The sequence below is a fragment of the Albimonas donghaensis genome (assembly GCF_900106695.1).
Lineage (GTDB): Bacteria > Pseudomonadota > Alphaproteobacteria > Rhodobacterales > Rhodobacteraceae > Albimonas > Albimonas donghaensis.
The window spans coordinates 1,390,825-1,415,723 of sequence record NZ_FNMZ01000001.1 but is presented as its reverse complement, the minus strand read 5'-3'; the positions used below and the strand labels follow the sequence as shown (position 1 = coordinate 1,415,723).

The following is a 24,899-nucleotide window of genomic DNA, read 5'->3' as shown; positions in this document are numbered from 1 at the left end:
GGGCTCCTCACCGTCCGATGGCGCCGATGGACACGCGGAACACGCGCATCATCAGCATGACGAAGCCGATGCAGACCGCCAGCAGCACGATCGCGTAGGCCGAGCCGCGCGGCCAGTTCCCGCCGTCGTTGAACCACTGGTAGACGATCTGCGTGAACCACAGGTTCGACGGCCCGCCCAGGATCTGCGGCGCGGCCAGCGCCCCCGCGGTCAGCATGAACACCATGGTGGAGCCCGAGGCGATGCCGGGCTTGGCGTAGGGGATCACCACTTTCCAATGCACCTGGATGCGGCTCGCGCCCATGTCCCGCGCGGCCTCGATTTGGTTGCGGTCGAGGCTTTCGATCGCGTTGTAGAGCGGGAAGATCATCAGCAGGATGTAGGCGTAAGACAGCCCGGCATAGAGCGCCACGTCCTCGCCCACGAAGTCGATGGGCGCGGACCACAGGCCCATGGCCATGCCGGCTTCATTGATCACGCCGGTGGCCCCGAACAGGATGCGGAAGGCGAAGGCGCGCAGGATCTCGTTGACCCAGAAGGGCACGATCAGCGCCAGCACCATCAGCCGCCCCGCCGCCCCCCTGGCGGAGTGCGCCAGCAGGTAGGCGACCGGATAGCAGATGGCGAGGTCGATCAGCGTCACCGCCACCGCCGCCAGCAGGGTCTTGAACAGCACCCCGATATCCAGCGCGTTCCAGTCGCCGCCCCCGATCTCGGAGCCGAGGAAGAAATAGCGATACTGCTCCAGCGTGTAGACGTCCTCCGGCCCGCCCATCTTCGACGGGGGCAGGTTGTGGCGGAAGGAGAAATCCAGCATCGCCAGCTGCGGCAGCGCCACCAGCAGGAACACCCAGATTGTGACGGCGAGGCCGAGATAGATCGCGACGGGCAGCCCGTTGCGGTCCACGAAGCCGGCGAAGAAGGCGCGGAGACCCGACATGGCGCGCCCCCTCAGGCCGAGGCCAGCTCGCCCGGGGGCAGGGCGCAGGCCATGTCCGGGGCGAAGCCGACGCTGATCGCGGCGCCGGGGCCGAAGGCGGCGTCGCGGTCGTCGTTCACAAGGGTCATGCGCAGCTCGCGCGGGGCGGCGGGACCGGCGGCGGGACCAGCGGCGGGACCGGGACCGGGCGTCTCCAGCACCAGATGCCGCTGGGCGCCCTCGAATTCCTCGCGGATCACGGTGGCGGGGAAGGCGTTGGGCGCGTCCGGGGCGCAGGGGCGCAGGGCCTCGGGGCGCACGAAGGCCATGCACTCGGCCCCCGGAGCGAGCTTGGCGCCCGGCCCGGAGGCGGTGGCCACCCGCACCGGCGCCGGCAGGCCGAGGTCAAGGGTGGAGAGCCCGTTCTCCCGCCCCAGCACCCGGCCGGTCAGCGCGTTGTTCTCCCCCACGAAGCTCGCCACGAAGGCGGTGCGGGGCTGGTCGTAGACGGCGCGCGCGTCGCCCACCTGCTCGATCCGGCCGCGGGACATGACCGCGACCCGGTCGGACATGGTCAGCGCCTCGCCCTGGTCATGGGTGATGTAGATGAAGGTCAGCCCGACCTGTTTCTGAATGGCCCTCAATTCGCGGCGCATGTGCTGGCGCAGCTTCAGATCGAGCGCCGACAGCGGCTCGTCCAGCAGCAGGATGTCGGGCTCCACCGCCAGCGCCCGCGCGATGGCCACGCGCTGCTTCTGGCCGCCCGACAGCTCGGAGATCCTCTTGTCGCCCTGGCCCGACAGCGCGATCAGCTCCAGCAGTTCGTCGGCGCGCCTGCGGCGGGTCTTGCGGTCCACCCCGCGGACCTCCAGCGGGAAGGCGATGTTGTCGGCGACGCTCATCAGCGGGAACAGCGCGAGGTTCTGGAAGATCAGCGCCGTGGGCCGCTTGTTGGGGCCGATGCCGCGCATGTCCTTGCCGCCGATGCGGATCTGGCCCGCCGTCGGCTCCTGAAACCCCGAAATGCAGCGCAGCAGGGTGGTCTTGCCGCAGCCCGAGGGCCCGAGAAAGGAAAAGAACTCGCCGCCCTGAATCGTCAGATGCGCCCCGTCCACCGCGACGTAATCGCCGAACTGAACCGAGACATAGTCGAGCGTGATGTCCTTGGTCATCGGGACTCCGGAGACGTGACAGGGGGAAAGGGGGGCGGGGTCGAACGAAAAGCGCGGACCGGGGGCGCCCCCGGTCCGCGCGTCGGCTCAGGCGCCGGTCAGGCGGAGGTGAACCTGTTGACGAACTCGGTGCGCGCGTCGGCATACCACTGCGGCTCGGCCGGCCAGGGGTTCAGGTTGGCCAGCGCGTCGCCCGGATAGGCGTCCGCGAAGTTTCTGGCATAGGCCGCGCCGGCGAACTTGTCGGCGCCCAGCACCGGCGAGTTGTAGCCGTGGTGGTCGATGGCCTCGCCCGCCAGCTCCGGCATGTAGGCGTGCTTCAGGAACTCGTAGACCGCGTCGATGTTCTCGGCGCCGGTCGGGATGGCGATGCCGTCGACCCAGGCCATCGCGCCTTCCAGCGGGGCCGCATACATCACCGGCTCGCCCGCGGTCTTGAGCGCCAGCGGCGGCCCGTCCCAGGTCTGGCCGACGATCACGCCCTCATTGAGCAGGCCGTTCTTCTGGGTGTCGGCGTCGTTCCACAGCAGCTTCACGTTGCCCTTCTTGGCGATGCACCAGTCGGTGATCTTGCCCCAGACCTCGGCCATCGCCTCGGGGGTCTTGTAGGCCTTCCAGACGTCGCCCGGGGCCAGTTCGCCGATGGTCTCCATGTAGAGCCCGGCGCCCAGCATCATCGAATGGCCGCGGCCCATGGTCTTGCCGGCGTTCTCGTCGGCCCAGACGTCGCCGTAGGAGGGCAGGACCCCCTTGGGCGTGAACAGGTCGGTGCGCCAGGCGATGCCCTCGGTGCCCCAGATATGCGGCGCCCAGTAGACGCCCTCGCCGAAGGCCCAGTCGACCTCGCCGATCTTGGCCATCGCGGGGTTCACGTTCTCCAGCGGCACGCGGGTCATGTCGATGGGCTGGAGCAGCTCCAGCGGCTGCCATTGCAGCGACCGGTTGTTGGTCGGCGACACGATGTCGAAGCCGCGGCCCTTGGTGGCCTTCATCTTGTTGATGATCTCTTCGTTCGAGCCGATGCCCGTGAAGTTGATCTTGATCCCGGTGGACGTCTCGAAGGCCGAGACGAAGGTCTCGGGCAGGTAGTCGGACCACATCAGGATGTTCAGCTCGCCCGAGGAGGCGAGCGCACGGCGGCTGACGATGGCGGGGGCGGCGAGGCCGACGGCCAGCGTCGCGCCGCCCTTGAGGATCGCGCGGCGGCTGAGGCCGGCCCTGGAAGTGAAATCGGTCATCGAAGCGGTTCCCTGTTGGCGCCCCGCGCGTCGCCCGGCGGGCGCGTCAGGGCCTGTGGGCGATATGGTCCGGGCCGTCCGCGCAGCGCGCCGCGTCCGGTTCCGCATCGCATCAAAACGCTATTGCGGCGCCGCAACGCGGGTATAGAGCCAGCGCCCGGAATCTATGGCGCCAGGGGCGATGAACGGGCATGGTTCGCGGGCCATGCCCGCGCCCCGGCCTCCCCCCTCCGGCCTCTCCCCCCGGCTTCGGCGGCGCGGGCGCGGCGAAAGGACCGCCCATGCTCGACCCCTATTTCCGCAAGCCGATGACCGCCGAGCGCACGCTTCAGCAACAGGTGCGCGAGCGGCTGGTGGACGCGATCCTCGACGGCGCCGCGCCGCCGCATGAACCGCTGCCCTCGACCCGCGATCTCGCGGCGCTGGCGGGCGTGTCGCGCAACACCGCGGTGCTGGTCTACCAGCAGCTCATCGACGACGGCTTCCTGCGCTCCATCCCCCGGCGCGGCCATTTCATCGACGAGCGCCACCTGCGCGAGGTCTCGGCCCTGCGCGGCGACACCCGCACCGCCTCGCTTTTCGGGGCGGAGGGGGACGCGCCCGCGGACTGGGAGGCCCGCTTCGCGCTCAACGCCCATGCCCAGCGCAACATCGAAAAGCCCTCGGACTGGCGGCGCTATCCCTATCCGTTCCTCTACGGGCAGGTCTCGGTCGACGACGCCTCGGTGGCGCGCTGGCGGGACGCGGTGCGGGCGGCGGGCTCCAACCGGCATGTGGAGGCGTGGATCGGCGACCAGGTGGATGGCGACGACCCGATGCTGATCGCCCAGATCCTGACCCGCATCCTGCCCCAGCGCGGCATCCGGGCCCGGGCCGAGGAGGTGCTGGTCACGGTGGGCTCGCAGAACGCGCTTTACCTGATCGCGCAGGCGCTGACCCGGCCGGGGCTGCGGGTGGGGCTGGAGGATCCGGGCTATGTGGACGCCTTCAACATCTTTCGGGCGGCGGGGGCGGAGCTGGCGCCCCTGCGGGTGGATGGCGCGGGGCTGATCGTCTCGGACCGGCTGGACGCCTGCGATCTCGTCTGCGTCACGCCCTCGCATCAATGCCCGACCGGGGTGACCCTGCCGCTGGACCGGCGCATGGCGTTGACGGCGCGGGCGCGGGAGGCGGATTTCCTCATCATCGAGGACGATTACGAGCATGAGCTCAACCATATCGGCCCGCCCCGCGCGGCGCTGAAGAGCTATGACACGGGGGGGCGGGTGATCTATGCGGGCAGCCTGACCAAGACGCTGTTCCCCGGCCTGCGGCTGGGCTTCGTGGTGGCGGCGCCGGCGCTGATCGAAGAGCTGCGCGCCCTGCGCCGGCTGATGTATCGCCACCCGCCGGCGCTGGATCAGCGGGCCATGGCGATCTTCATGGCCGAGGGGCATCTCGACGCCCATGTCCGCCGCACCCGCGCCCGGCTGGCGGCGCGCTGGACCCGCTGCATGGCCGAGATCTCGGCCCGGATGCCGGAGGCGGAGCTGCGCGCGACCTCCGGCGGCTCGGCGATCTGGCTGCGGCTGCCGGGCGGGCTGGACGCGCGGGCGGTGGCGCAGGCGGCCCGCGCCCGCGGCGTGCTGGTGGAGCCGGGCGACGTGCATTACCTGCGCGAGGCGCCCCCGGTGGACCGGCTGCGGCTGGGTTTCGCGGCGATCCCGCTGGACCGGATCGCCCCCGGCATCGCCCAGCTGGCCGACGCGGTGCGGGAGGTGGCGGGCTAGGACGCCGGCCCGCCGGCCGTCATCCCATCATCCCATCATCCCATCATCCCATCAGCCCGGCGATCCCGCGCAGCGCCGAGGCCGCGGCCATCACCGCCAGCACCGCGATGGCGAGCTTGCGGTAGCCGGCCTCCGAGGTCCGCGCGAAGATGCGCCCGCCGAACCATGCGCCCCCCAGCATCAGCGGCAGGCACAGGACCGAGAGCACGACGGTCGGCAGGTCCACCAGCCCCGCCATGCCCATGCCCGGCAGCGCCATGAGCGAGGTGGCGAAGAAGAAGCACATCAACGAGGCCCGCGCCGTGGCCGGGGCCGTGCGCCGGCGCAGGAAATAGGCCACCGCCGGCGGCCCCGCCATCGCCGCCAGCCCGCCGAAGAGGCCGGCCGCCAGCCCCGCGGGAAACGCCTCGCGGCAGTCCTCGGGCGGCGGGGCGTCGGGGGACGCGGCGGGGGCGCGCAGCAAAAGCGCCAGCCCGATGGCGACCGTGGCGGCGATGGCGATCCGCAGCGCCGCGGGGTCGAGCCAGGCCAGCAGCCACACCCCCGCCGGCGTCCCGATCAGCGCCCCCAGCGACAGACGCTTCAGCGATGGCATGTCGAGGCTGCGCCGCAGCGCCGCCACGTCGCGCAGCCCGATCATCACCTGGATCAGGATCACCACCGCAACCCCCTGCGCGGGCGGCAGGAACATCCCCAGCAGCGGCGCCGCCGCCAGCGCGAAGCCGAAGCCGGTGATCCCGCGCAGCACCGCCGCCCCCAGCACCGCGGCGCCGGAGGCGAGCAGGACCGGGACGGTGGGCGTGGCCTCGGCCAGGGTCGCGAACACGCTCATGCGGGGACGCTCATGTGGGGCGGCGAAGCGGGCGGGGGGCGACTGGGCTCATGCCCGTCCCCAGATCACGCCGCGCCGCCGCCGAACAGGGCCAGGGCCGCGGCGGGAAGGGCGCCAGGCCCGTAGGGCGGGTTTCAACCCGCCGCGCCCCCGCGCCCCCGACCAAGCCCCCGGTCAAGCCCCCGGTCAAGCCGCGAACACCCGGCCCCAGGTCGCGTAGTCCTTCGCGTAGAACGCCTTGATCCGCGCGAGATTGGCGGGCTCCAGGTCCTCGCGCCGCGCGGGGTCGGGGCTCTTGCCGGTCTGCATCCGCCGCAGCTCGATCCGTGGGCCGCCGACCCGTTCCAGCACGTCCTCGGCCAGCCGGTCGCAATCGCGCATGTCGTAGAGCTTGTGGAAGAACCCCGCATCCTCGCCCAGGAACGCCGTCATCGGCAGCGTGTGATGGCGGATCGAGACATGGGCGGCGCGGTAATCCTCCAGCCGCGCGGCGAATTCGTTGATCCCCGGCATCGGGTCCAGCCCCGCCGCCTTCAGCTTGCCGGGCTTCGCGGTCATGTCCCGATGGTGGAGCACGCGGTTGTTGTAGGCGCTCACGAAGCGGTCCAGCGGATCGCGCACCACGGCGATGCGGTGCAGGTCGCTCACCTCGTTCAGCGCCAGCCGGCGGAAGCGGCGCGAGGGATAGCAGGCGGTGTGGATATGCTTGCGCACGCCGTTGACGATGAAGTTCTCGAAGCGCCGGCCGTTCTCGATCTCGAAGAAGAAATGCTTGAGCGAGGTGTTCGCCACCTTGGGCACGGGCAGGTAGAGCAGCCGGTGGCGGCGCAGGATCACGGCCATGAAATCGAGGTCCTCGGACGGCGGGGGCGCAGGGAGGGCGGGGCGCAGGCCGCGACTATTCCCCAGCCGGCCCGCCGCGCCAAGCCGCGAAATCCCGCGTCATCGCGCGGCGTCGGCGCGCACGGCCGCGCGGATGTCGTCGGCGAAATGGCGGGTGAGCTGGGAGACGGGCGCGTCGGCCCGGGTCAGCAGGCAGCAGGGCGCCGAGATCGCGGGCCGGAACCGCCGCTGCACCAGGTCGGGCCCCTGCATGAAGCCGGCGGTGTAGCGATCGACCACCGCCACGCCCAGCCCGGCCTGGGCCAGCACGGCGGCGGTATGGCAATAGCGGACCTCGACCCGCGGCGCGTAGGGCGTGCCGGCGGAGCGGAAGGATTCCCGCAGGATCTCGCCCAGGCGGGACCCGGTATGCAGGCCGACGAAGCCGGCCGCCGCGGCCTCGGGCGGGGCGATGGCGTCGCGCGCCGCCAGCGGGTGCGTGGGCGGGATCAGCGCCACCATGTCGGCGTCCGCGATCTCCTCGATCTCGACGCCGGAGCGGGGCGCGGCCAGCAGCACCAGGCCGATGTCCGCGGCGCCGACGGCGACCGACTCGGCCACCGTCTCCGCCCGCCGCACGTCGAAGTCGATCACCACGTTGGGCCGCGCGTCCAGGAACCGCTTCAGCGCCACCGGCGCCAGCGAGTGCCCCAGCGGCGGCGTCGCCATGATCCGCAGCTTGCCCGCCGCCCCGGCCCGCAGGTCGCGCACCCGCCCCTCGACGGAGCGGAGCATGGCGAAGATCGGCTCGACCTCGCGGTAGAGGTCCAGCGCCTCCTCGGTGGGCAGGATCCGGCGGTTGCGCCGCTCGAACAGGGCGAAGCCCACCTGCGCCTCCAGCGCCTTGATGGCGGTGGAGACGGCGGGCTGCGAGATCCCCAGCGCCTCGGCCGAGCGCACCGTGGTCTGGTGCTGCATCACCGCGCCGAACACTTCCAGCAGGCGCAGGGACAGGTCGTTGCGGCGCTCGATTTTCATCCGGCGATCTTCATGGAGCGGCCCGCGCCCGTCAGGCGGCGGCGCGCAGCATGGCGGTGGTCAGCGCCATGGCGGCGGCGGCCTGCACCGGGTCGATCACCGGCACGCCCAGCCGGTCCTCCAGCCCCTTGCGATGGCGGGCCATGCCGGCGCAGCCCAGCACGATGGCCTCGGAACCCTGGGCGATCAGCTGGCCGCCGACCTCCTCCAGCCTGGCGAAAGTCCCTTCGCCGGAATGGGACTCGGCCACGGTCATGTTCAGGGGAATCTCGCCCGCCAGCCGGTCCAGCACGCCCATGCGGCGCATGTAGAGCCGATGGCGACGCACGGAGGGTTCGGCGATGGCGATGACCCCGAACCGGTCGGCGCGGGCCATGGCGGCCAGCACGCCGCATTCCTGGATGCCGAAGACCGGGCAGGCGGCGACCGACCGGCAGGCGTCGATGCCCGGGTCCGAATAGCAGCAGATCACGAAGCCCGAGGCGTCGGGCCGCGACTTGACCAGGTTCGCCAGCGGGATCACCACCTGGTCGCTCTCCACCTGCGTCTGCACCCCGAAGGGGCCTTCGGCCAGCGTCAGGCAATCCAGCGCCGGCGCGCCGGGAAAGGCCAGCGCGGCGACGGCGTCGCGCATCCCCTCGGTCACCGCCTCGTTGGAATTGGGGTTCACCAGCAGGATGGGGCCGGGAACGGAAGGGGAGGGGGTCATGGGGCGATCCTCGCGCCGAAATTGGTGGCCGGGTCCAGTTCGGGGACCGTGGCGCCGGGGCGGCCGGTCATGTCCGCGGTGTTGCGGGCCATGAAGCGACCCGAGCCGCGCTCGGCCTTCAGCTCCCCGCCCTCCACGATCCGACGGCCGCGGTTGAGCACGGTGACGGGAAAGCCGGTCAGCTCCATCCCCTCGAACGGGGTGTAGTTCATGTTGTCGTGCTGATCGGCGACGGTCACGGTCTTTTTCAGGTCCGGATCCCAGATCGCGATATCCGCATCCGCGCCCACGCAGATCGTGCCCTTGGTCGGGTGCATCCCGTAAAGCTTGGCGGCGTTGGTCGCGGACAGCGCCACGAAGTCGTTGAGCGTGATGCGCCCCTTTCCCACCCCTTCGGAGAACAGCAGCGGCAGGCGCAGGGCGATGCCGGGCATGCCGTTGGCGATGGATTTGAAGGGCGCCTCCGGGCCGTTGGCAAGCTTGCCCGTCTCGTCATAGCGGTAGGGCGCGTGATCCGACGACCACAGCGTGAACGTGCCGGTCTGAAGATGCTTCCACAGCACCTCCTGGGTGGCCGTGTCGCGCAGGGGGGGCGAGCACATGTATTTCGCCCCCTCCATCCCCGGCCGGTCGAGATCGTCGCGGGTCAGGAAGAAATACTGGGGGCAGGACTCGCCGAAGACCTTGGCCCCCTCGGCCCGCGCGTCGCGCACGATCCGCGCGCCTTCGGGGGTGGAGACATGGACGATGACCAGCGGCGTATCCACCAGCCGCGCCAGCGAGGTGGCGCGGTAGATGGCTTCCGCCTCCGCGATCGCGGGGTGGGAGGGGGCGTGATAGCGCGGCTCGGTATGGCCGCCGGCCTCCAGCCGCTCCACCATCCACTGGATCATGCCGTGGTTCTCGGCATGGACCATGGTGACCGCGCCATGGGTCTTGGCCACCGTCAGGATGTCGAGGAACTGGCGGTCGTCGATCCGGGTCTTCTCATAGGTCATGAAGACCTTGAAGGAGGTCACGCCGCGGGCGAAGGCGGCGGGGAGCTCGTCCTTCAGCACCGTCTCGGTCGGGTCCGAGATGATCAGGTGGTAGCCGTAGTCGATGACCGAGTTGGGCGCGGCGCGGCCGTCGTAGATTTCCAGCGTCTCGGTCACGCCCATGCCGCGATGCTGGGCGGCGAAGGGCACGAAGGAGGAATTCCCCCCGAAGGCGGCGGAGACGGAGCCGGTCCAGTAATCGTCCGACGACATCCCGCCCGAGGAGCTTTCCTGCGCGATATGGCAATGCGCCTCGATCCCGCCGGGCAGCACCAGCTTGCCGGTCGCGTCGATCACGTCCGGCGCCTCCAGCCCCAGCCCCAGCGCGACGATCTTGCCGTCCCTGATCCCCACATCCGACCGGAAGGTATCGGAGGCGGTGGCGACCGTGCCGCCCTTGATGACGAGGTCGTAGGTCATGCGGCGAGTTTTCCTCCGGTGCGGCCGCCGATCGCGGCGACGCGGGCCTCGGTGCGCGCGATCAGGCGGGTGAGTTCGGCGAGATCGGCCGCCGACAGGCTCGGCCCCGGCGCGCGGATCTTCGCGGACTTGATCGCGCCGCGGCGCTTCAGCGCCTCCTTGCGCAGCGCGATGCCGATGCCGGGCTGCTGCTCGTGCCGGATCAGGGGCAGCCAGGCGTCGAACAGGTCCTCGGCCTCGTCGACCTTGCCCGCATGGTGCAGGCGGCAGACATCGACCAGCATTTCCGGCCAGGCGAAGCCGGTCATGGCGCCGTCGGCCCCGCGCTGCAATTCCTGCGGCAGGTAGATCCCGCCATTGCCGCACAGGATCGACAGGCGCGGCGTGTCGGCGGTCCCCGACCCCTCGCGCACCGCCTGAAGCTTCGACAGGCCCGGGCAGTCCTCATGCTTGAGCATGACGATCTGCGGATAATCGCGGGTCAGGCGCAGGATGGTGGAGGCGGCGACCTTCACCCCGGTCAGCTGCGGATAATCCTGGAAGACCACGGGAACGTCCGGCCCCAGCGCTTCGCAGACCTGGGCGTAATAGCCGACCAGCGCCGCCTCCAGCGCAAGGCCGGGGATCGGGGCGACCATGACGCCGGCGGCCCCGGCCTCCATCGCCGAGTGGGCGAGCCGGACGAGGTTGTCGGTGCCGGGCGCCGAGACCCCGACGATGGTCCCGAAATCCTTCGGCGCGCGGGCCATGAAGCGGGCGATGGCGGCGCGGCTTTCCTCGGGCGACAGCTTGGGCGCCTCGCCCATCACGCCGAGGATGGTCATGCCGTCGCAGCCGGCCTCGACATAGGCGTCGACCAGCGTGTCGATGGAGCCGAGATCCAGCGCGCCGTCATCGGCGAAAGGGGTGGCGGCGATGACGTAGACGCCGCGTGTGTTGCGGTCGATGAGCGGCATGGGGATCCTCCGGGGCCGTTTTTCTGGTTCGGGTCTGGTCTGGTCAGGTCGTCAGATCGTCTGATCGGCGGGGCCGGTCAGAGCGGTTTCGGGGCCGGGATCGGGGCGGGCTCGATCTCCACCAGCCGAGCGTAGCGGTCCCCGAACAGCCGGGCGAGGGGGAACTGCCCCTCCCACTCGATCCGCATGGTTTCCGGGTCCAGCAGCCCGTCGCGGGTATGCAGCGCCACCGCCTCGCCGATCAGCAGATCCCGCTGGGCGGAGAAGCTGAGCGAGGTGAGCTTGCGGCATTCCAGCGCCGCCGGCGCCGCCGCCAGCCGGGGCGGGGCCACCTGCGAGGACGGGGCCACGTCGAGCCCCACCGCCTCCGGCTCCCCCCGCTCGGGCGGGTAGGCGGCGGCGGTCTCGACCATGATGTCCTTCAGCTCGGGCGTCACGATGTTGACCACGAACTCGCCGGTGCGGGTGATGTTGCGGGTGGTGTCCTTGGGCGTCCCGTCCTCGCGATGCTGCAAGCCCAGCACCACCAGCGCCGGGCGCTCCCCGAAGATGTTGAAGAAGGAATAGGGGGCGGCGTTGACCGTCCCGTCCTCCCCCAGCGTGGTGACCCAGGCGGTCGGCCGCGGAACCGCCACGGCGCAGAGCAGCTTGTAGACCGTCCTGGGGTCGAGCGAGAGCAGATCGGTGTCCATGTCTCAGTCCTCCGGCGCTCAGGCCTCCGGCGTCTTCACGCCGGTCTGCGCGGTGATCGGGCCGTAATGCTCGATCCGGCGATGGCGGGCGAAGTCGAAGATCGTCTCCTTGCCGAACACCGTCGCGTCCATGTCGCATACGGCGGTGATCAGCTCGTCGCCCTCGGTCTGCGCCTTGGCCACCACGAAGCCGTTGGGATCGACGATGATCGACCCGCCCATCAGCGGGTGCCCGTCCTCGTCGCCCGCCTTGGCCACGGCCACGGCCCAGGTCGCGTTCTGGTAGGCGCCCGCGCAGATCACCAGCTCCGAGTGATAAAGCCGCTTCTCCAGCCCCTCGCCCCCCATCTGGGAATTCACCGAGGGCGTGTTGTAGCCGAAGACCACCAGCTCCACCCCCTGCAACCCCATCAGCCGCCAGGATTCGGGCCAGCGGCGGTCGTTGCAGATCATCATGCCCATCCAGGCGTCCATGTTCCGCCAGACCGGAAAGCCGAGATCGCCGGGCAGGAAATACTTCTTCTCCAGGTGCTGGAAGGCGCGCTCGGTGTCGTATTCGGAATGGCCGGGCAGGTGGACCTTGCGGTATTTCCCCACGATGGCGCCGGTGCGGTCAGTGAGGATCTGGGTGTTGTAGTGATCCCCCTCCGGCGTCAGCTCCGCGTAGCCGAGGCAGAGCGCGATCTCCAGTTCCCTGGCCCGGTCGAACAGCGGCTTGGTCGCGCCGTTGGGCATCTCGCGCTCGAACCAGGCGTCGATCTCGGCCTCGTCGTCCATCCAGTAGCGCGGGAAGAACGTGGTCAGCGTCAGCTCGGGATAGACGACCAGGTCGCAGCCCCTTTTCGCGGCCGCCTCCAGCAGGACGATCATGCGGGCGACGACGGCCTCGCGGCTCTCGGCCTTCTGGATGGGACCCATCTGGGCCCCGCCGACGGTGATCTCGCGCATGTCTTCCTCCGGTGGCGTTCTTGGGTGGCGTTCTTGGGTGTTCGTTCAGGATGCGATCTTGCGGCCATGGCGGCTGATCAGCCGGACCACGGGCCAGAGCAGGACCAGGTAGACGCCCGCCGCCAGCACGATCGGCGAGGCGTTGTAGGTGACCGAGCGCGCCATGTCGGCCTGGTAGACCATCTCCGACAACGACACGACGGAGGCGAGCGAGGTCAGCTTCACCACCTCCACCGTGTTCGACACCAGGTCGGGCAGCACGTTGCGCACCGCCTGGGGCAGGACGACATAGGCCATGGTCTGCGGCGCCGACAGGCCGGTGGAGCGCGCGGCCTCGGTCTGGCCCGGGCTCACCGCTTCGATGCCGGCGCGGTAGACCTCGCCGTAATAGGCGGAATTGTTGAGCAGGAAGGCCAGCGCCACCGCCGCGAACGGGTCGAGCCGGATGCCCGCGAAGGGCAGCCCCGCATAGACCGCGATCAGCAGGACCAGCGGCGGCATCGAGCGGAAGAAGTCCACGAAGGCGTAGGCCGGCCAGCGGATCCAGCGGGATTTCGCCCCCGAGGCGATGGCGGCGACAAGCCCGCCCATCAGCCCCAGCGGCACCACCACCAGCACCAGCAGGAAGGTGATCTTGAGCCCCTCCATCAGCATGGGGAAGCTGGCCTTCATGATGTCGAGGTTGAAGAACTGCTGCGCGATCTGTTCCACGGGCTCAGGTCCTCTTCCAGGCGAAGCGGGTCTCCAGCCAGCGCGCCAGCAGCACGAAGGGCAGGAACAGCGCCACATAGGCCAGCGCGGCCAGGGTCAGGGGGGAGGCGTTGCCCGAAAAGCTCTGCGCCGTGGTGGCCTGGTTGAGGATGTCGGGCACCCCGATGACCGATCCCAGCGCCGTCATCTTGGTCACCGCGATGGCGCGGTTGGTCAGCGGCGGCAGGCCCATGCGCACGCCCTGCGGCAGCACCACCCAGAACAGCGTCTGCGCGAAGCCCAGCCCGGTGGAGCGCGACGCCTCCCACTGGCCCTTGCCGACCGACGTGATGCCCGCCCAGAAGATCTCCTCCGCGAAGGCCGCGAGGATCAGGGTCAGCACGATGAAGAGCACGAGGTTCGAGGACCACAGCACCCCCACCCCCGGCAGCCCGAAATAGGCGATCAGGATCAGCACCAGCGGCGGCAGCGCGCGCAGGATGTCGGCATAGACGATGATGACGAAGTTCACCGCCTTCCAGCCGCAGGCGCGGATGCAGGCGAGGATCAGGCCCAGCGCGGTGCCGGCGACGACGATGATCGCCGACAGATACAGCGTGACCCACACCCCCGACAGGATCGAGGGCGCGTATTTCTGGAGCACCGTGGCGTTCAGGAAAGCGTCCGAAAAGTCCATCACGCGGCCTGCCGGGCGAGAAAGGCCTGAAGGCGCGAGCTTTTCGGGGCGCCGAAGATCTCCTCGGCGGTCCCTTGCTCCACGATCGCGCCCTGGTCCATGAAGATCACCCGGTCCGCGGCCTCGCGCGCGAAGCGCATCTCGTGGGAGACGACGACCATGGTCATGCCGGCTTCGCGCAGCTCGCGCATCACCGCCAGCACCTCGCCCACCAGCTCGGGGTCGAGCGCGGAGGTCGGCTCGTCGAACAGCATCACCGCAGGCTCCAGCGCCATGGCGCGCGCGATGGCGACGCGCTGCTGCTGGCCGCCGGAAAGCTGGGCGGGGTGGTGGCGGGCGCGCTCGGCGAGGCCCACCCGCTCCAGCGCCGCGGCGGCGCGCTCGGCGGCCTCGGCGCGGGGCAGTTTCAGCGACTTGCGCAGCGCCAGGCTCACATTCCCCAGCGCGTCGAGATGCGGGTAGAGGTTGAAGCTCTGGAACACCATGCCGATGCGCCGGCGCACCGGGTCGAGCCGCACGCCGGAGGCGGCGATGTTGCGCCCCTCCAGCATCACCGCGCCGGAGGTCGGGCGCTCCAGCAGGTTGCAGCAGCGCAGCATGGTCGACTTGCCCGAGCCCGACGGCCCGATGACGAAGGCGAGTTCGCCCTTGGTCACCTTCAGGTCGATCCCCGTGAGGATCTCAAGCTCTCCGAAGGATTTTCGAAGGCCGGCGAGTTCGAGGATGGGGAGGGTCATCTGGCGGTCCTGGAGGCGCGGCGACGGGAGGCGACGGAATGCGACGCCCGCGGCGTCGGCCGGCCCCCTCCGCGCGACGGGAGGGGACCGGCCCTGGGGATCGGATCAGCGGGAACCGATCAGCAGGACGGCTCGTGGCCGTCGTCGACATAGCCGGCGAAGCCGGGCTGGCCCCAGCCGGGCAGGGGGGTGACGGCGGCGGCGCCCTCGGGCGGGGTGAAGCCGAACCATTTCTCGTGCATCTCGGCGAAGGTGCCGTCGATCTTCATGCACTCGATGGCGGTTTCCAGCTTCTGGCGCAGCGCTTCGCTGTCCTTGCGCAGGGGCATCCCCCAGACCAGGCCGGTGGAATGGAGATAGGAGATCTCCAGCTGCGGGTTCTGCTTGGCGGCCCAGGCCGAGGCGGTGTTGCCGGCCACGTTCGCCACGGCGCGGCCCGAAAGCACGGCCTGGATGGCGTCGGCGTTGGTGCCGTAGGATTCGACCGTCCAGCCGATTTCGTCGGCCAGTCCGCGGGCCCAGCTGTCATAGACCGCGCCCTTGTTCACGGCGATGGTCTTGCCGGCGAACTGCTTGAGATCGGTGACCTCTTCGGTCCCGGCCTTCACCACGAACAGGAAGTCGGTGTTCAGGTAGCCCTCGGTGAAGAGCAGGTTCTCGGACCGTTCCTCGGTGATCGTGGTGGGGGCGGAGATGAAGTCGTAGGTGCCCGCGGCGAGGCCGGGCAGCAGGCCCGACCACTGGGTCGCGACCAGCTCGATCTCGGCGCCGAGGCGCGTGCGCAGTTCTTCGACGAGATCGACGTTGAAGCCCTCGATGCCGCCGCCCAGCTTGGGGAAGGCATGGGGGGCGAAGGTGCCGTCGACGCCGGTGGTGTATTTGTCCTGCGCGGCCGCGGCCGTCGCGAGGGCGCACAGAGCGAGCGCGCCGATGAGGGTCTTCATGTGGGAGCCTCCTTGCTGTCGTCTCGGGCCGCGTTTCGGGCCGTTTGTCCGTGGAATTGGTCCGCGCCGGCGGGTCGGGCCGACGGGACGACTCGGATTATGACGGTTTCGCTGCGGCGCACCATGCCGAAAACATAATCTTTGATTTATTTTCCGATTTATAAATTGGCGTAGGTTATGGATTGGCGATCCAGGCGCCCGAAAAATAGGCGATGACCTGTCCGGACAAACGAAAACGCCCCCCTCCCCGCAAAGGGGGAGGGGGGCGTGATTGACGGGAACGGGCGCGGCGTTCAGGCGGCGGGCTGGGCGGCCTCCGCGCGGGCCTTGGCCAGAACGTCCAGCCGACGCAGCAGGGCGTCGGGGCGCGCGGCCTCGACCTGGGCGCCCATGTCGGCCACCGCCTCGGCGAAATGGCAGGCGGCCATGGCGCCGCCGACGCGGCGCAGCTCGGGCCGCTCGGTCCTGCAGCGGTCCTGGGCCATCGGGCAGCGCGGGTGGAAGGCGCAGCCGGAGGGCGGACGCAGGGCGGAGGGCGCGTCGCCCTTCACCTCCTCGCGCCCCAGCACCGCGCCGGGCACGGGCTTGGGCGCGGCGGCGATCAGGGCGCGGGTGTAGGGGTGGTGCGGACGCGCGAAGATCTCGGTCGCGTCGGCCAGCTCCACCACCCGGCCCAGATACATCACCGCCACCCGCTTCGCGATATGGCGCACCACCGCGAGGTCGTGGGAGATGAACACATAGGCCATGCCGAACTGCTTCTGCAGATCCTGCAGCAGGTTCACGATCTGCGCCTGCACCGACACGTCCAGCGCCGAGACGGGCTCGTCGCACACGATCAGCCGCGGCCGGGTCGACAGGGCCCGGGCGATGCAGATGCGCTGGCGCTGGCCGCCGGAGAATTCATGCGGGAAGCGGTCGGCGTGGTAGTCCGACAGGCCCACGGTCTTGAGCAGCTCGGACACCCGCTTCTCCGCCGCCGCCCCGGTGGCGACGCCATGCAGCAGGATCGGCTCCATCAGCGTCTCGCGCACGTTCATGCGCGGGTTGAGGCTGCCGAACGGGTCCTGGAACACCATCTGCATCTGCCGCCGCGCGGCCTGGAGCCGGCTGGGCGACAGGGCGATGATGTCCTCCCCGTCCAGCCTGACGGCGCCGCTGTCGGGCTCCAGCAGCCGCAGCAGGGCGCGGCCCGTCGTGGACTTGCCGCAGCCGGATTCGCCGACGATGGCCAGGGTTTCGCCGGGCGCGACCGAGAACGACACGTCGGTCACCGCCTGCACGGCGCCGGTGGTGCGGCCGAACAGGCCGCCCTTCATCGGGAAATGCTTGGTCAGGCCTTCGACTTCGAGCACCGGCGCCTTGCCGGAGGGGACGGAAGCGGCGCTCATGCGGCGATCTCCTCGATGGGGGCGCGCCAGCAGGCGACGGAGCGGCCGGGGCCGATCTCCCGCAGCGGCGGCGGCGCGGCGCGGCAATGGTCGGTGGCCAGCGGGCAGCGCGAGGCGAAGCGGCAGCCGGGAAGCTGGAGATAGGGCGGAGGGACCGAGCCGGGAATGGTCTCCAGCCGGTCGGTCTGCGCGTCGAGCCGCGGCACGGCGGCCATCAGCCCCAGCGTGTAGGGATGCTGCGGGCCGGAGAACAGCTCCGCCACCGGCGCCTTCTCCACCACCTGGCCGGCATACATGACCACGACGTCGTCGCAGGTTTCGGCCACCACGCCGAGGTCATGGGTGATCAGCACGATGGCCGCGCCCGTGCGCTCGCGCAGGTCGCGCATCAGGCTCAGGATCTGCGCCTGCACGGTGACGTCGAGCGCGGTGGTCGGCTCATCGGCGATCAGCAGCTCGGGGTCGTTGACCAGCGCCAGCGCGATCATCGCCCGCTGCCGCTGTCCGCCCGACAACTGGTGGGGGAAGTCGTCCACCCGCGTCTCGGGGGAGGGCAGCTTCACCAGGTCCAGCATCTCGATGGCGCGCTTGCGGGCGGCCTTGCGGTCGGCGACGCCATGGGCGCGCAGGCTTTCGATGATCTGGTCGCCGATCGTGTAGACCGGGTTCAGCGAGGTCATCGGCTCCTGGAAGATCATCCCCATGCGGCCGCCGCGCAGGCCCCGCATCTCGCGCTCGGAGATCTTGAGGATGTCGCGGCCCTCGAACTTCACCTCGCCGCCGGCGTAGCGGCCCGGCGGCTGGGCGATCAGGCGCATGATGCCGAGGCTGGTCACCGACTTGCCGCAGCCGGATTCGCCCACGATGCCCAGCGTGGCCCCGCGGCGGACCGAGAACGACACCCCGTCCACCGCCCGGAACACCCCGGTCTCGGTATGGAAATGGACCTTGAGGTCCTTGACCTCGAGCAGCGGCGCGTCGGGATCGACGGCGGGAGATGAGGCTTTGGCGGTCATTCGGCGCCCTCGTTGGAGAAGACGTAGGGGGCGGCCTCGGCATGGGACCGACCGGCGAAGTCGAGCTGACGGAACTGCGCCTCGGCCCGGCGCTGCGCGGCCTCGAGCCCGTCCAGGGCGCGGTCGAGGTCGAAGGCCACCACGTCGCGATCCTTCACCACCTGGCGGCCGTCGACGAAGACGTCGGTCACGGCGCGCTCGGCGGCGACGTAGATCAGGGTGGAGACGGGGTCGCGCATCGGGCGCATGGCGCGATGGGTCAGGTCGGCGAGGAACAGGTCCGCCTTGGCGCCGGGGGCCAGCCGCCCGATGTCGTCGCGGTTCAGGATCGCCGCGCCGCCCGTGGTGGCCGCGTCGAACACCTGCTCGGTGCGGATGTCGTAGACGTTCTGCGACATGACGCGGGAGTTGAACAGGGCGTTGCGCTGCTCTTCCAGCATGTTGTGGGGATAGGTGTCGGTGCCGATGCCCACCTTGATCCCGTTGCGCAGATACCGCCCGACGGTGCGCATGGTGATGCCGCGGCGCTGGAAAACGGTGGGGCAGTGCGCGACCGCGGCGCCGGAGGCCTTGAGCATCTCGAAATCATCCGCCAGCGGCCAGTTGGCCGAGGGATGGTCGTTGAGGAAGATGCCATGGCCGATGATCAGGTTGTCGTCCAGCACGCCGAGGCTGTCGAGCCACTGGATCGGGGTCATGCCGTGGCGGCGCGTGATCTCGTGGAACTCCACCATCGACTGGGCCGCGTGCAGGGTCATCTTCACGCCGCGCTTCTTCGCTTCGGCGTGGCTCGCCTGGATCAGCTCCGGCGTGCAGGTGTCGATCTGGGAGGGGGAGACGATGCCCCCGAGCCGCCCGCAGGCATGGGACTGCGCGGCCTCGACCACGGCCATGGCGGCGTCCATGTCGCGCTCGCCCTGGGCTTCGTCCCACTCGTATTCCACGACGTGGCCGTTCTTGGTGAACCAGCGGGCGGAGCGGTACATGGGCGCGGCGTAGGCGCGGATCCCGCTCTCGGCCAGCAGGTCCAGCCAGCCCTCATAGGGCACCGACAGGTCGCAGACCGTGGTGACACCGGACATCAGCAGTTCCGACAGGGCGACGCGCACGCAGTGCTGCACGCCCTCGGGGTCCGGCCTGAACAGCGGCATGAATTCGTAGAGCGACGACATGTAGAGCCGCTTCGAGCCGAGCTCGTCCAGCATGCCCTTGTTCATCGGCTCGGAGGAGGGGTGCGAGTGCACGTTGACGAAGCCGGGCGACACCAGCATGTCGCGGCCGTCGATCTCGCGGGTCGCGGGGCCTTCGTACTTGCCGCCGACCTGCAGGATGCGGTCGCCCTGGAAGGCGACGTCCTCGCGCTGCTTGTAGACGTGCCGGGCGCCGGCCTCGTCCCAGGCCACGATCCAGGCGGCGTCGCGGATGACGGTGATGGCGGCGGCGGTCTCGGTCATGCTGGCTCTGGGCTCCGGATGGTCGTGTCGGTCGGTTGGAAAACGGTCGGGCAGGGGGGCGCCGTCCGCCGGGGCGGGCGGCGCGGGATCGGGGGCGCGGCGCGACGGCCCGAAGGCCCCCGCGCCGCGCGATCGCGTCGGATCAGTCCGTGAACGCGAGCTGCAGGCCCTTGTAGAGGCCGGCGCCGTAGATGTTGTGCGGCTTGATCGGGGCCATGTTCTTGACGTAGGCGACCTGCATCGGCTTTTCGTAGATCGGCAGCCAGACGGCGGCCTTCTGCACCTTCAGCAGCACGTCGCCGTAGTCGGAGGCGCGCTTCTCGTCCGTCGTCGCGGCGGCGGCGTCGGCGAGCAGCTTGTCGGTCTCGGGATCGTCCCAGTTCATCCGGTTCGGCGAGGGGATGTTGGCCGAACGGAAGTACAGGTTCAGCGCGTCACCGGTCGACACATAGGGGAAGCCCATGGTGTACATGTCGAATTCCTGGGTGGCGAGCTTGCCCCAGATGACCGTCGCGTCATAGGGCTGGATCTGCATGTTGATGCCGACCTTCAGCAGGTCCGCCTGCACCGCCTCGGAGGTCTTGGCCCATTCGCCGGTGAACGTGTAGATGACCGGCTCGAGCGTCACGCCGTCCTTCTCGCGCACGCCGTCGGCGTTGAGCATCCAGCCGGCGTCCTCCAGCACCTTCACCGCCGCGTCCGGATCGTACTTGATCAGGTGCGCATCGACTTCGGCGTTGTAGTCCAGCGCGCCCTTGGAGACGTAGGAATAGGCCGGGTCGACCTCGCTGAAGAACATGTCCTCGGCCATCGCCTCGCGGTTGACCGCCAGGTTGATCGCCTCGCGCACGGCCGGATCGCTCACGCCCGGCTTGTCGATCTTGAAGCCGATGTAGTTGGTCCAGAACGCGGCGTCGGAGCGGACGACCTCGATGTTGGGCATCGAGCGCAGCTTGCCCAGGCCGATATAGGGCACGTAGTAGGACACGTCGCCCTGGCCGGTGAGCAGCGCCACCGTGCGGGTGGATTCCTCCGGCACGATCTTCCAGATCACCTTGTCGACCTTGGCGGCGCCTTCGCCATACATCGGCGGGCCCCAGTTGTAGCCCTCATGCTTGGTCAGGACCATTTCGTTGCGCGGGTCCCAGCTTTCCCAGCAGAACGGGCCGGTGCCGTTGAAGCCGGTCACGCCGAAATCGGCGCCGAGCGCCTCGACGTTCTCCTTGTCGACCACGGTCCCGAAGGACTGGGCCAGCTGGTAGAGCAGCTCGGAATAGGGGGCGTTGAGCTCGTATTTCAGGGTGTAGTCGTCCAGCGCGACCACTTCTTTAACGTCGCCCGCGCGCCACGCCACGCCGGACTTGAGCTCCGGCGAGATCCAGCGGTTGATCGAATAGGCGATGTCCTCGGCGGTCATCGGCTTGCCGTCGCAGAACTTGACGCCTTCCTTGATGTGGAAGGTGTAGGTCTTGCCGTCCTCGGAGACGTCCCAGGACTTGGCGAGCAGCGGCTCGATGGTCTGCATGTCCTCGTTCAGCGCGACCAGCGTGTCGCCCATCATGAACAGGACCTCGGAGCCCGACAGCGCGGTGATCGCGGGCGGGTCGTACTTGTTGCTGTCCTGCTGGCGCAGGATGGTCACGGTCTGGGCCGAGGCCAGCGCCGGCAGCGACACGGCCAGCGCCGCGCCGAGGCCGAGGCGGTTGCGGGTCCGGGTGGAAACTTTCATGGGACGGAGCCCTCCTTGTCGGATCATTGTCATGGTCCAGGGTGATAAACGGCCCCGCTTCTGCGGCGGGATCGCGCGGGGTTTGCCTGCCGACCCGGCGGTCAGGTCTGCAGGCGGGGGTCGAGCACGTCGCGAAGCGCGTCGCCTGCCACGTTGGCGGCGAGCACGATGACGAAGATCGCGACGGAAGGGATCACGGCGATATGCGGCGCGAAAAGCAGGAAGTCCCGCCCCTGGCTCGCCATCATGCCGAGCTCGGCCAGCGGCGGACGCGCGCCCAGGCCGAGAAAGGACAGCGCCGCGCCGATCAGGATCACCTGGCCGAAACGGAGCGAGATGAAGATCATGATCGAGGAGATGCAGTTGCGCAGCAGGTAGCGACGGAACAGCGCCGCGTCCGACAGGCCCACGGCGCGGCCGGCCTCGATGAACTCCATCTTCATGACGCCCGAGGCGATGCCCCGCGCGATGCGCGCGCAGTCCGGCACCGACGAGATCGCCAGCGCGATGATCACCGGCACCGCGCCCTGGCCCATCACCGCCACCAGGGCGAGCCCCAGCAGGATGGCGGGGAAGGACAGCAGCATGTCCATGAAGCGCATCAGCCAGGCGTCGATCTTCGGGTAGAAGGCCGACAGCAGCCCGATCATCGAGCCCACGAAGCCGCCGAGCCCGACCGAGATCAGCCCGATCAGCAGCGTCAGCCGCGCCCCGTAAAGCAGGCGGGAGAAGATGTCCCGACCCTGGCCGTCGGTGCCCAGCAGGTAGGCGATGTCCCCGCCGGTCTGCCAGGCCGGGGGCGTCATCACCGAGCGGGTGTTGACGTAGGGATCATGCGTGGCGAGCAGGGGCGCGAACAGCGCCGCCAGGCAGATGATCGCCAGCGTCCCCAGCGCCGCCACCGCGGCGCGGTCGCGCATCAGGCGGCGGCCCCAGGAGGCGCGGCGCGGGGGGGGCGCGTCCTCGGGCTTCGCGGCCGGGGTGGCGGCGGAGGCCGTCTCGGTCTTCGGCTCGGGGGTTTCGGTCGCGGCCATGGTCATTTGCGAACCCTCGGGTCGAGCAGGGAATAAAGGACGTCGACGATCAGGTTGATGGCGATGAAGCCCAGCGCGAACACCAGGATCGCCCCCTGCGCCACGGTGAAGTCCGACGACAGGATCGCGCCCACCACCAGCCGGCCGATTCCCGGCCAGGAGAAGATGGTCTCGGTCACCACCGCGCCGCCCAGCAGGTAGCCGGCCTGAAGGCCGATCAGCGTGACCACCGGGATCAGGGCGTTGCGCAGCCCGTGACGCAGGATCACCGAGCGTTCCGACAGGCCCTTGGCCCGCGCGGTGCGCACATGGTCGAGCTTCAGCACTTCCAGCACCGAGGACCGGGTCATGCGCGCCACCGGCCCGACCAGGATCGCGCCCAGCGACAGGGCCGGCAGGATCATGTGCCTCAGCCCGTCATAGCTCCACAGCGGACCGCCGCGGCCGATGAAGGGCAGGTTGAGCCACAGCACGCCCAGATACTGCACCGCCAGCAGGCCCACGAAGAAGATCGGCAGCGACACGCCCGCGACCGAGATCGCCATGATCGCCCGGTCGACGATCGAGCCCCGCTTGACCGCCGCCATCGTGCCCATGGCGATCCCCAGCGGGATCGACCAGATCATGCAGGCCAGCATCAGCTCCACCGTCGGGCCGATCGCGGCGGCGAGCTCAGCGGTGACTTCCTTGTTGGAGATCATCGAGCGCCCGAGGTCGCCCGTGAACATCCGCTCCATATAGGCCCAGAACTGCACCAGGATCGGCTGGTCGAGCCCCATCTGGACGCGCAGCGCCTCCACCACGTCCGGCGCCGCCGAAGGCCCCGCCACCACGCGCGCCGGATCGCCGGGCACGAGCTGCAGCAGCAGGAAGCCGAACAGCAGCACGCCCAGCAGCACCGGAATCGACAGCAGCAGGCGGTCGATGATCGTCGAAATCATGCGGAAGGGTCCTCCCGGCGATAGACCACGTCGCCGCCGAGCATCGACATCTCGCAGACCGTGGTCAGGATCTCCTTGGGGTCGATCTCGAAGAAATCCTTCGAGAACACGGCGATATCGGCGTACTGGCCCGGGATCAGCCGGCCCTTGCGCGCCTCGTCATGCACGCCGTAGGCGCTTTCATAGGTGTAGCAGTGCAGGGCCTCGGCGACGGTCAGCCGCTGGTCCGCGCCCAGCACCACGCCGCTGTCGGTGGTGCGGGTGACCATGGCGTAGATGTTGGCGAACGGGTCGATGTCGCAGACCGGGCAGTCGGTGGAGGCCGACGGGTGCACGCCCGCCTCCATGAACGCCTTCATCGGGTAGCAGAACTGCGGACGCTCCTTGCCCAGGCAGGCCTCGTAGCCGTCGCCGAAAAAGTAGATGAAGGTCGGCTGCGGGCCGGGGATCACGCCCAGCTTGGCCATGCGCTCGATCTGCGAGGGGCTGAGCCAGCCGCAATGCTCGATACGGTGGCGGCGATCCTCGACCGGATGCGCTTCCTGGGCCTTTTCATAGGCCACCAGGATCTGCTCGATGGCTGCGTCGCCGATGGCGTGCGGGGTCACCTGGTAGCCCCACTTGTGGGCCTTCATCACGATCTCTTCGGTGGTCTCGGCGGTCTGGCATTGCAGGCCGTAATTGTCCGGCTGGCCTTCGGCCGTCGGCTCGTAGGGGGTCTTCATATAGGCCGTGCGCCCGCCGGCGGAGCCGTCGAGAAACAGCTTCACGCCCGCAATGCGGAAGATGTCGTCGCCGACGCCGGTGATCAGCCCCTCTTCATGGCACTGATCCAGAAGGTTCTTTTCCGGATCGCCCATGATGACGCCCGCAACCCGCACCGGGATGCGGCCGGCGGCATGGGCCTTCTGATAGGCGCGCATTTCGTCCATGCCGTCGCGGATGCCGATGGCCGCCTCCATCACCGAGGTGATGCCGTAGCTCAGCAGGTTCTTCCCGGCGAACTCGATGCTGTCGACGATGTCGTCCACCGTCGGCGCCGGCATGGCGCGATGCACGGGCTCGCGGGCGGTCTCGGCCAGCCAGCCGGTCAGCTCGCCCTCGGCCCGGCCGATGGTGCCGCCGAACGGGTCGGGGGTGTTGTGGCCGATCTCGGCGATCTTGAGCGCGCGGGTCGAGGCGACGCCGACATGGCCGCAGGCGCGCACGATGTAGACCGGGTTGTCCGGGGCGGCGGCGTCCAGCTCCTTGCGGTGCGGGTGGCGCTGCTCGGCCAGCTTGTCGTGGTCATAGCCCCGGCCGACGATCCAGGCGCCGGGCTCGGCGTTGGCGGCGGCCTCCCTGATCCGGTCCAGCAGCGCCTCGACCGAGCGCACGCCGTCGCGGGCCCGCAGGTCCACCTGGCGCATGTTGAAGCCGTACATGTGCAGATGCATGTGGGCGTCGTTCAGGCCGGGGGTGGCGAGCTTGCCGCCCAGGTCGATCACCTCGGTGTTGTCGCCGGCCATCGCCTCGATCTCGGCGCGGGTCCCGGCGGCCAGCACCTTGTCGCCGGCGATGGCCAGCGCCTCGGCGAAGCCTTCCTCCAGCCCGCACCAGATCTTGCCGCCGACGAGGATCTTGTCGGCGAGGACGCCCGCGTTGGTTTCGGTCATGCGCGGGGCTCCGGGCGGATGTTGAAGGCGGTCATGTGGGGCGGCTCCTTGGGGTCGTT

General features: G+C 69.7%; 23 protein-coding genes. 1 reads left to right on the top strand and 22 read right to left on the bottom strand.

The window, feature by feature from the left end; genetic code table 11:
- Positions 1–7 precede the first annotated feature (7 nt).
- The 3 genes from BLV24_RS05935 to BLV24_RS05925 form a co-directional block, all read right to left on the bottom strand.
- Positions 8–940, bottom strand: coding sequence for an ABC transporter permease (locus tag BLV24_RS05935; RefSeq protein WP_092680159.1), 933 nt, complete (start codon positions 938–940; stop codon positions 8–10).
- Positions 941–951: 11 nt separating this feature from the next.
- Complete coding sequence (locus BLV24_RS05930; RefSeq protein WP_092680158.1) at positions 952–2,091, bottom strand: ABC transporter ATP-binding protein; 1,140 nt, start codon at positions 2,089–2,091, stop codon at positions 952–954.
- A gap of 98 nt (positions 2,092–2,189) precedes the next feature.
- Positions 2,190–3,329 (bottom strand): extracellular solute-binding protein, encoded by a 1,140-nt coding sequence (locus BLV24_RS05925; protein ID WP_092680157.1) that lies wholly within the window; start codon positions 3,327–3,329, stop codon positions 2,190–2,192.
- Between the two features lie 281 nt (positions 3,330–3,610).
- Between BLV24_RS05925 and pdxR the strand changes: the two genes are divergently transcribed.
- A complete protein-coding gene (gene pdxR, locus BLV24_RS05920) occupies positions 3,611–5,098 on the top strand; it encodes a MocR-like pyridoxine biosynthesis transcription factor PdxR (protein ID WP_092680156.1) in 1,488 nt (495 codons plus the stop codon).
- A 43-nt stretch (positions 5,099–5,141) separates the two neighbouring features.
- Here the strand turns inward: pdxR and BLV24_RS05915 are convergent, their stop codons facing one another.
- From BLV24_RS05915 to BLV24_RS05825, 19 genes are all read right to left on the bottom strand, one after another.
- Positions 5,142–5,930, bottom strand: a complete 789-nt coding sequence (locus BLV24_RS05915) for a sulfite exporter TauE/SafE family protein (RefSeq protein WP_092680155.1) — start codon at positions 5,928–5,930, stop codon at positions 5,142–5,144.
- Between the two features lie 186 nt (positions 5,931–6,116).
- The gene (locus BLV24_RS05910; RefSeq protein ID WP_092680154.1) at positions 6,117–6,773 is read right to left on the bottom strand and encodes a sulfotransferase family 2 domain-containing protein; all 657 of its coding nucleotides are present in this window, start codon (positions 6,771–6,773) and stop codon (positions 6,117–6,119) included.
- A gap of 99 nt (positions 6,774–6,872) precedes the next feature.
- Complete coding sequence (locus tag BLV24_RS05905) at positions 6,873–7,790, bottom strand: LysR family transcriptional regulator (RefSeq protein WP_092680153.1); 918 nt, start codon at positions 7,788–7,790, stop codon at positions 6,873–6,875.
- Between the two features lie 31 nt (positions 7,791–7,821).
- Positions 7,822–8,499 carry an aspartate/glutamate racemase family protein gene (locus BLV24_RS05900; protein ID WP_092680152.1) on the bottom strand — a complete coding sequence of 226 codons (678 nt, stop codon included), beginning with the start codon at positions 8,497–8,499 and terminating at the stop codon, positions 7,822–7,824.
- Entirely contained in the window at positions 8,496–9,956 is a 1,461-nt protein-coding gene (gene hydA / locus BLV24_RS05895) for a dihydropyrimidinase (protein WP_092680151.1), read from the bottom strand. Before hydA ends, BLV24_RS05900 begins: the two co-directional genes overlap by 4 nt.
- Entirely contained in the window at positions 9,953–10,912 is a 960-nt protein-coding gene (locus BLV24_RS05890; protein WP_092680150.1) for a dihydrodipicolinate synthase family protein, read from the bottom strand. The genes hydA and BLV24_RS05890 overlap by 4 nt, the downstream gene beginning before the upstream one ends.
- Before the next feature lie 77 nt (positions 10,913–10,989).
- Positions 10,990–11,604 carry a flavin reductase family protein gene (locus BLV24_RS05885; protein WP_092680149.1) on the bottom strand — a complete coding sequence of 205 codons (615 nt, stop codon included), beginning with the start codon at positions 11,602–11,604 and terminating at the stop codon, positions 10,990–10,992.
- A gap of 18 nt (positions 11,605–11,622) precedes the next feature.
- The gene (locus BLV24_RS05880; protein WP_092680148.1) at positions 11,623–12,552 is read right to left on the bottom strand and encodes an N-carbamoyl-D-amino-acid hydrolase; all 930 of its coding nucleotides are present in this window, start codon (positions 12,550–12,552) and stop codon (positions 11,623–11,625) included.
- A gap of 45 nt (positions 12,553–12,597) precedes the next feature.
- On the bottom strand, positions 12,598–13,263 hold the full coding sequence (locus BLV24_RS05875) for an amino acid ABC transporter permease (RefSeq protein WP_092680147.1): 666 nt from the start codon (positions 13,261–13,263) through the stop codon (positions 12,598–12,600).
- 4 nt (positions 13,264–13,267) lie between these two features.
- Positions 13,268–13,939 (bottom strand): amino acid ABC transporter permease, encoded by a 672-nt coding sequence (locus BLV24_RS05870; protein WP_092680146.1) that lies wholly within the window; start codon positions 13,937–13,939, stop codon positions 13,268–13,270.
- Positions 13,939–14,676, bottom strand: a complete 738-nt coding sequence (locus BLV24_RS05865) for an amino acid ABC transporter ATP-binding protein (protein ID WP_092680145.1) — start codon at positions 14,674–14,676, stop codon at positions 13,939–13,941. The genes BLV24_RS05870 and BLV24_RS05865 overlap by 1 nt, the downstream gene beginning before the upstream one ends.
- A 119-nt stretch (positions 14,677–14,795) precedes the next feature.
- Positions 14,796–15,620: a transporter substrate-binding domain-containing protein gene (locus BLV24_RS05860; RefSeq protein WP_092680144.1), complete on the bottom strand. Its 825-nt coding sequence runs from the start codon at positions 15,618–15,620 to the stop codon at positions 14,796–14,798.
- A gap of 293 nt (positions 15,621–15,913) precedes the next feature.
- Positions 15,914–17,011: an ABC transporter ATP-binding protein gene (locus BLV24_RS05855; RefSeq protein ID WP_092680143.1), complete on the bottom strand. Its 1,098-nt coding sequence runs from the start codon at positions 17,009–17,011 to the stop codon at positions 15,914–15,916.
- A complete protein-coding gene (locus tag BLV24_RS05850; protein WP_092680142.1) occupies positions 17,008–18,027 on the bottom strand; it encodes an ABC transporter ATP-binding protein in 1,020 nt (339 codons plus the stop codon). Before BLV24_RS05850 ends, BLV24_RS05855 begins: the two co-directional genes overlap by 4 nt.
- Entirely contained in the window at positions 18,024–19,481 is a 1,458-nt protein-coding gene (locus tag BLV24_RS05845; RefSeq protein ID WP_092680141.1) for an amidohydrolase family protein, read from the bottom strand. The genes BLV24_RS05850 and BLV24_RS05845 overlap by 4 nt, the downstream gene beginning before the upstream one ends.
- Before the next feature lie 142 nt (positions 19,482–19,623).
- A complete protein-coding gene (locus BLV24_RS05840; protein WP_092680140.1) occupies positions 19,624–21,210 on the bottom strand; it encodes an ABC transporter substrate-binding protein in 1,587 nt (528 codons plus the stop codon).
- Between the two features lie 101 nt (positions 21,211–21,311).
- The gene (locus BLV24_RS05835; protein ID WP_218133339.1) at positions 21,312–22,250 is read right to left on the bottom strand and encodes an ABC transporter permease; all 939 of its coding nucleotides are present in this window, start codon (positions 22,248–22,250) and stop codon (positions 21,312–21,314) included.
- Positions 22,247–23,185 carry an ABC transporter permease gene (locus BLV24_RS05830; RefSeq protein ID WP_092680139.1) on the bottom strand — a complete coding sequence of 313 codons (939 nt, stop codon included), beginning with the start codon at positions 23,183–23,185 and terminating at the stop codon, positions 22,247–22,249. Before BLV24_RS05830 ends, BLV24_RS05835 begins: the two co-directional genes overlap by 4 nt.
- A complete protein-coding gene (locus BLV24_RS05825) occupies positions 23,182–24,840 on the bottom strand; it encodes an amidohydrolase (RefSeq protein WP_092680138.1) in 1,659 nt (552 codons plus the stop codon). Before BLV24_RS05825 ends, BLV24_RS05830 begins: the two co-directional genes overlap by 4 nt.
- Between the last annotated feature and the right edge of the window lie 59 nt (positions 24,841–24,899).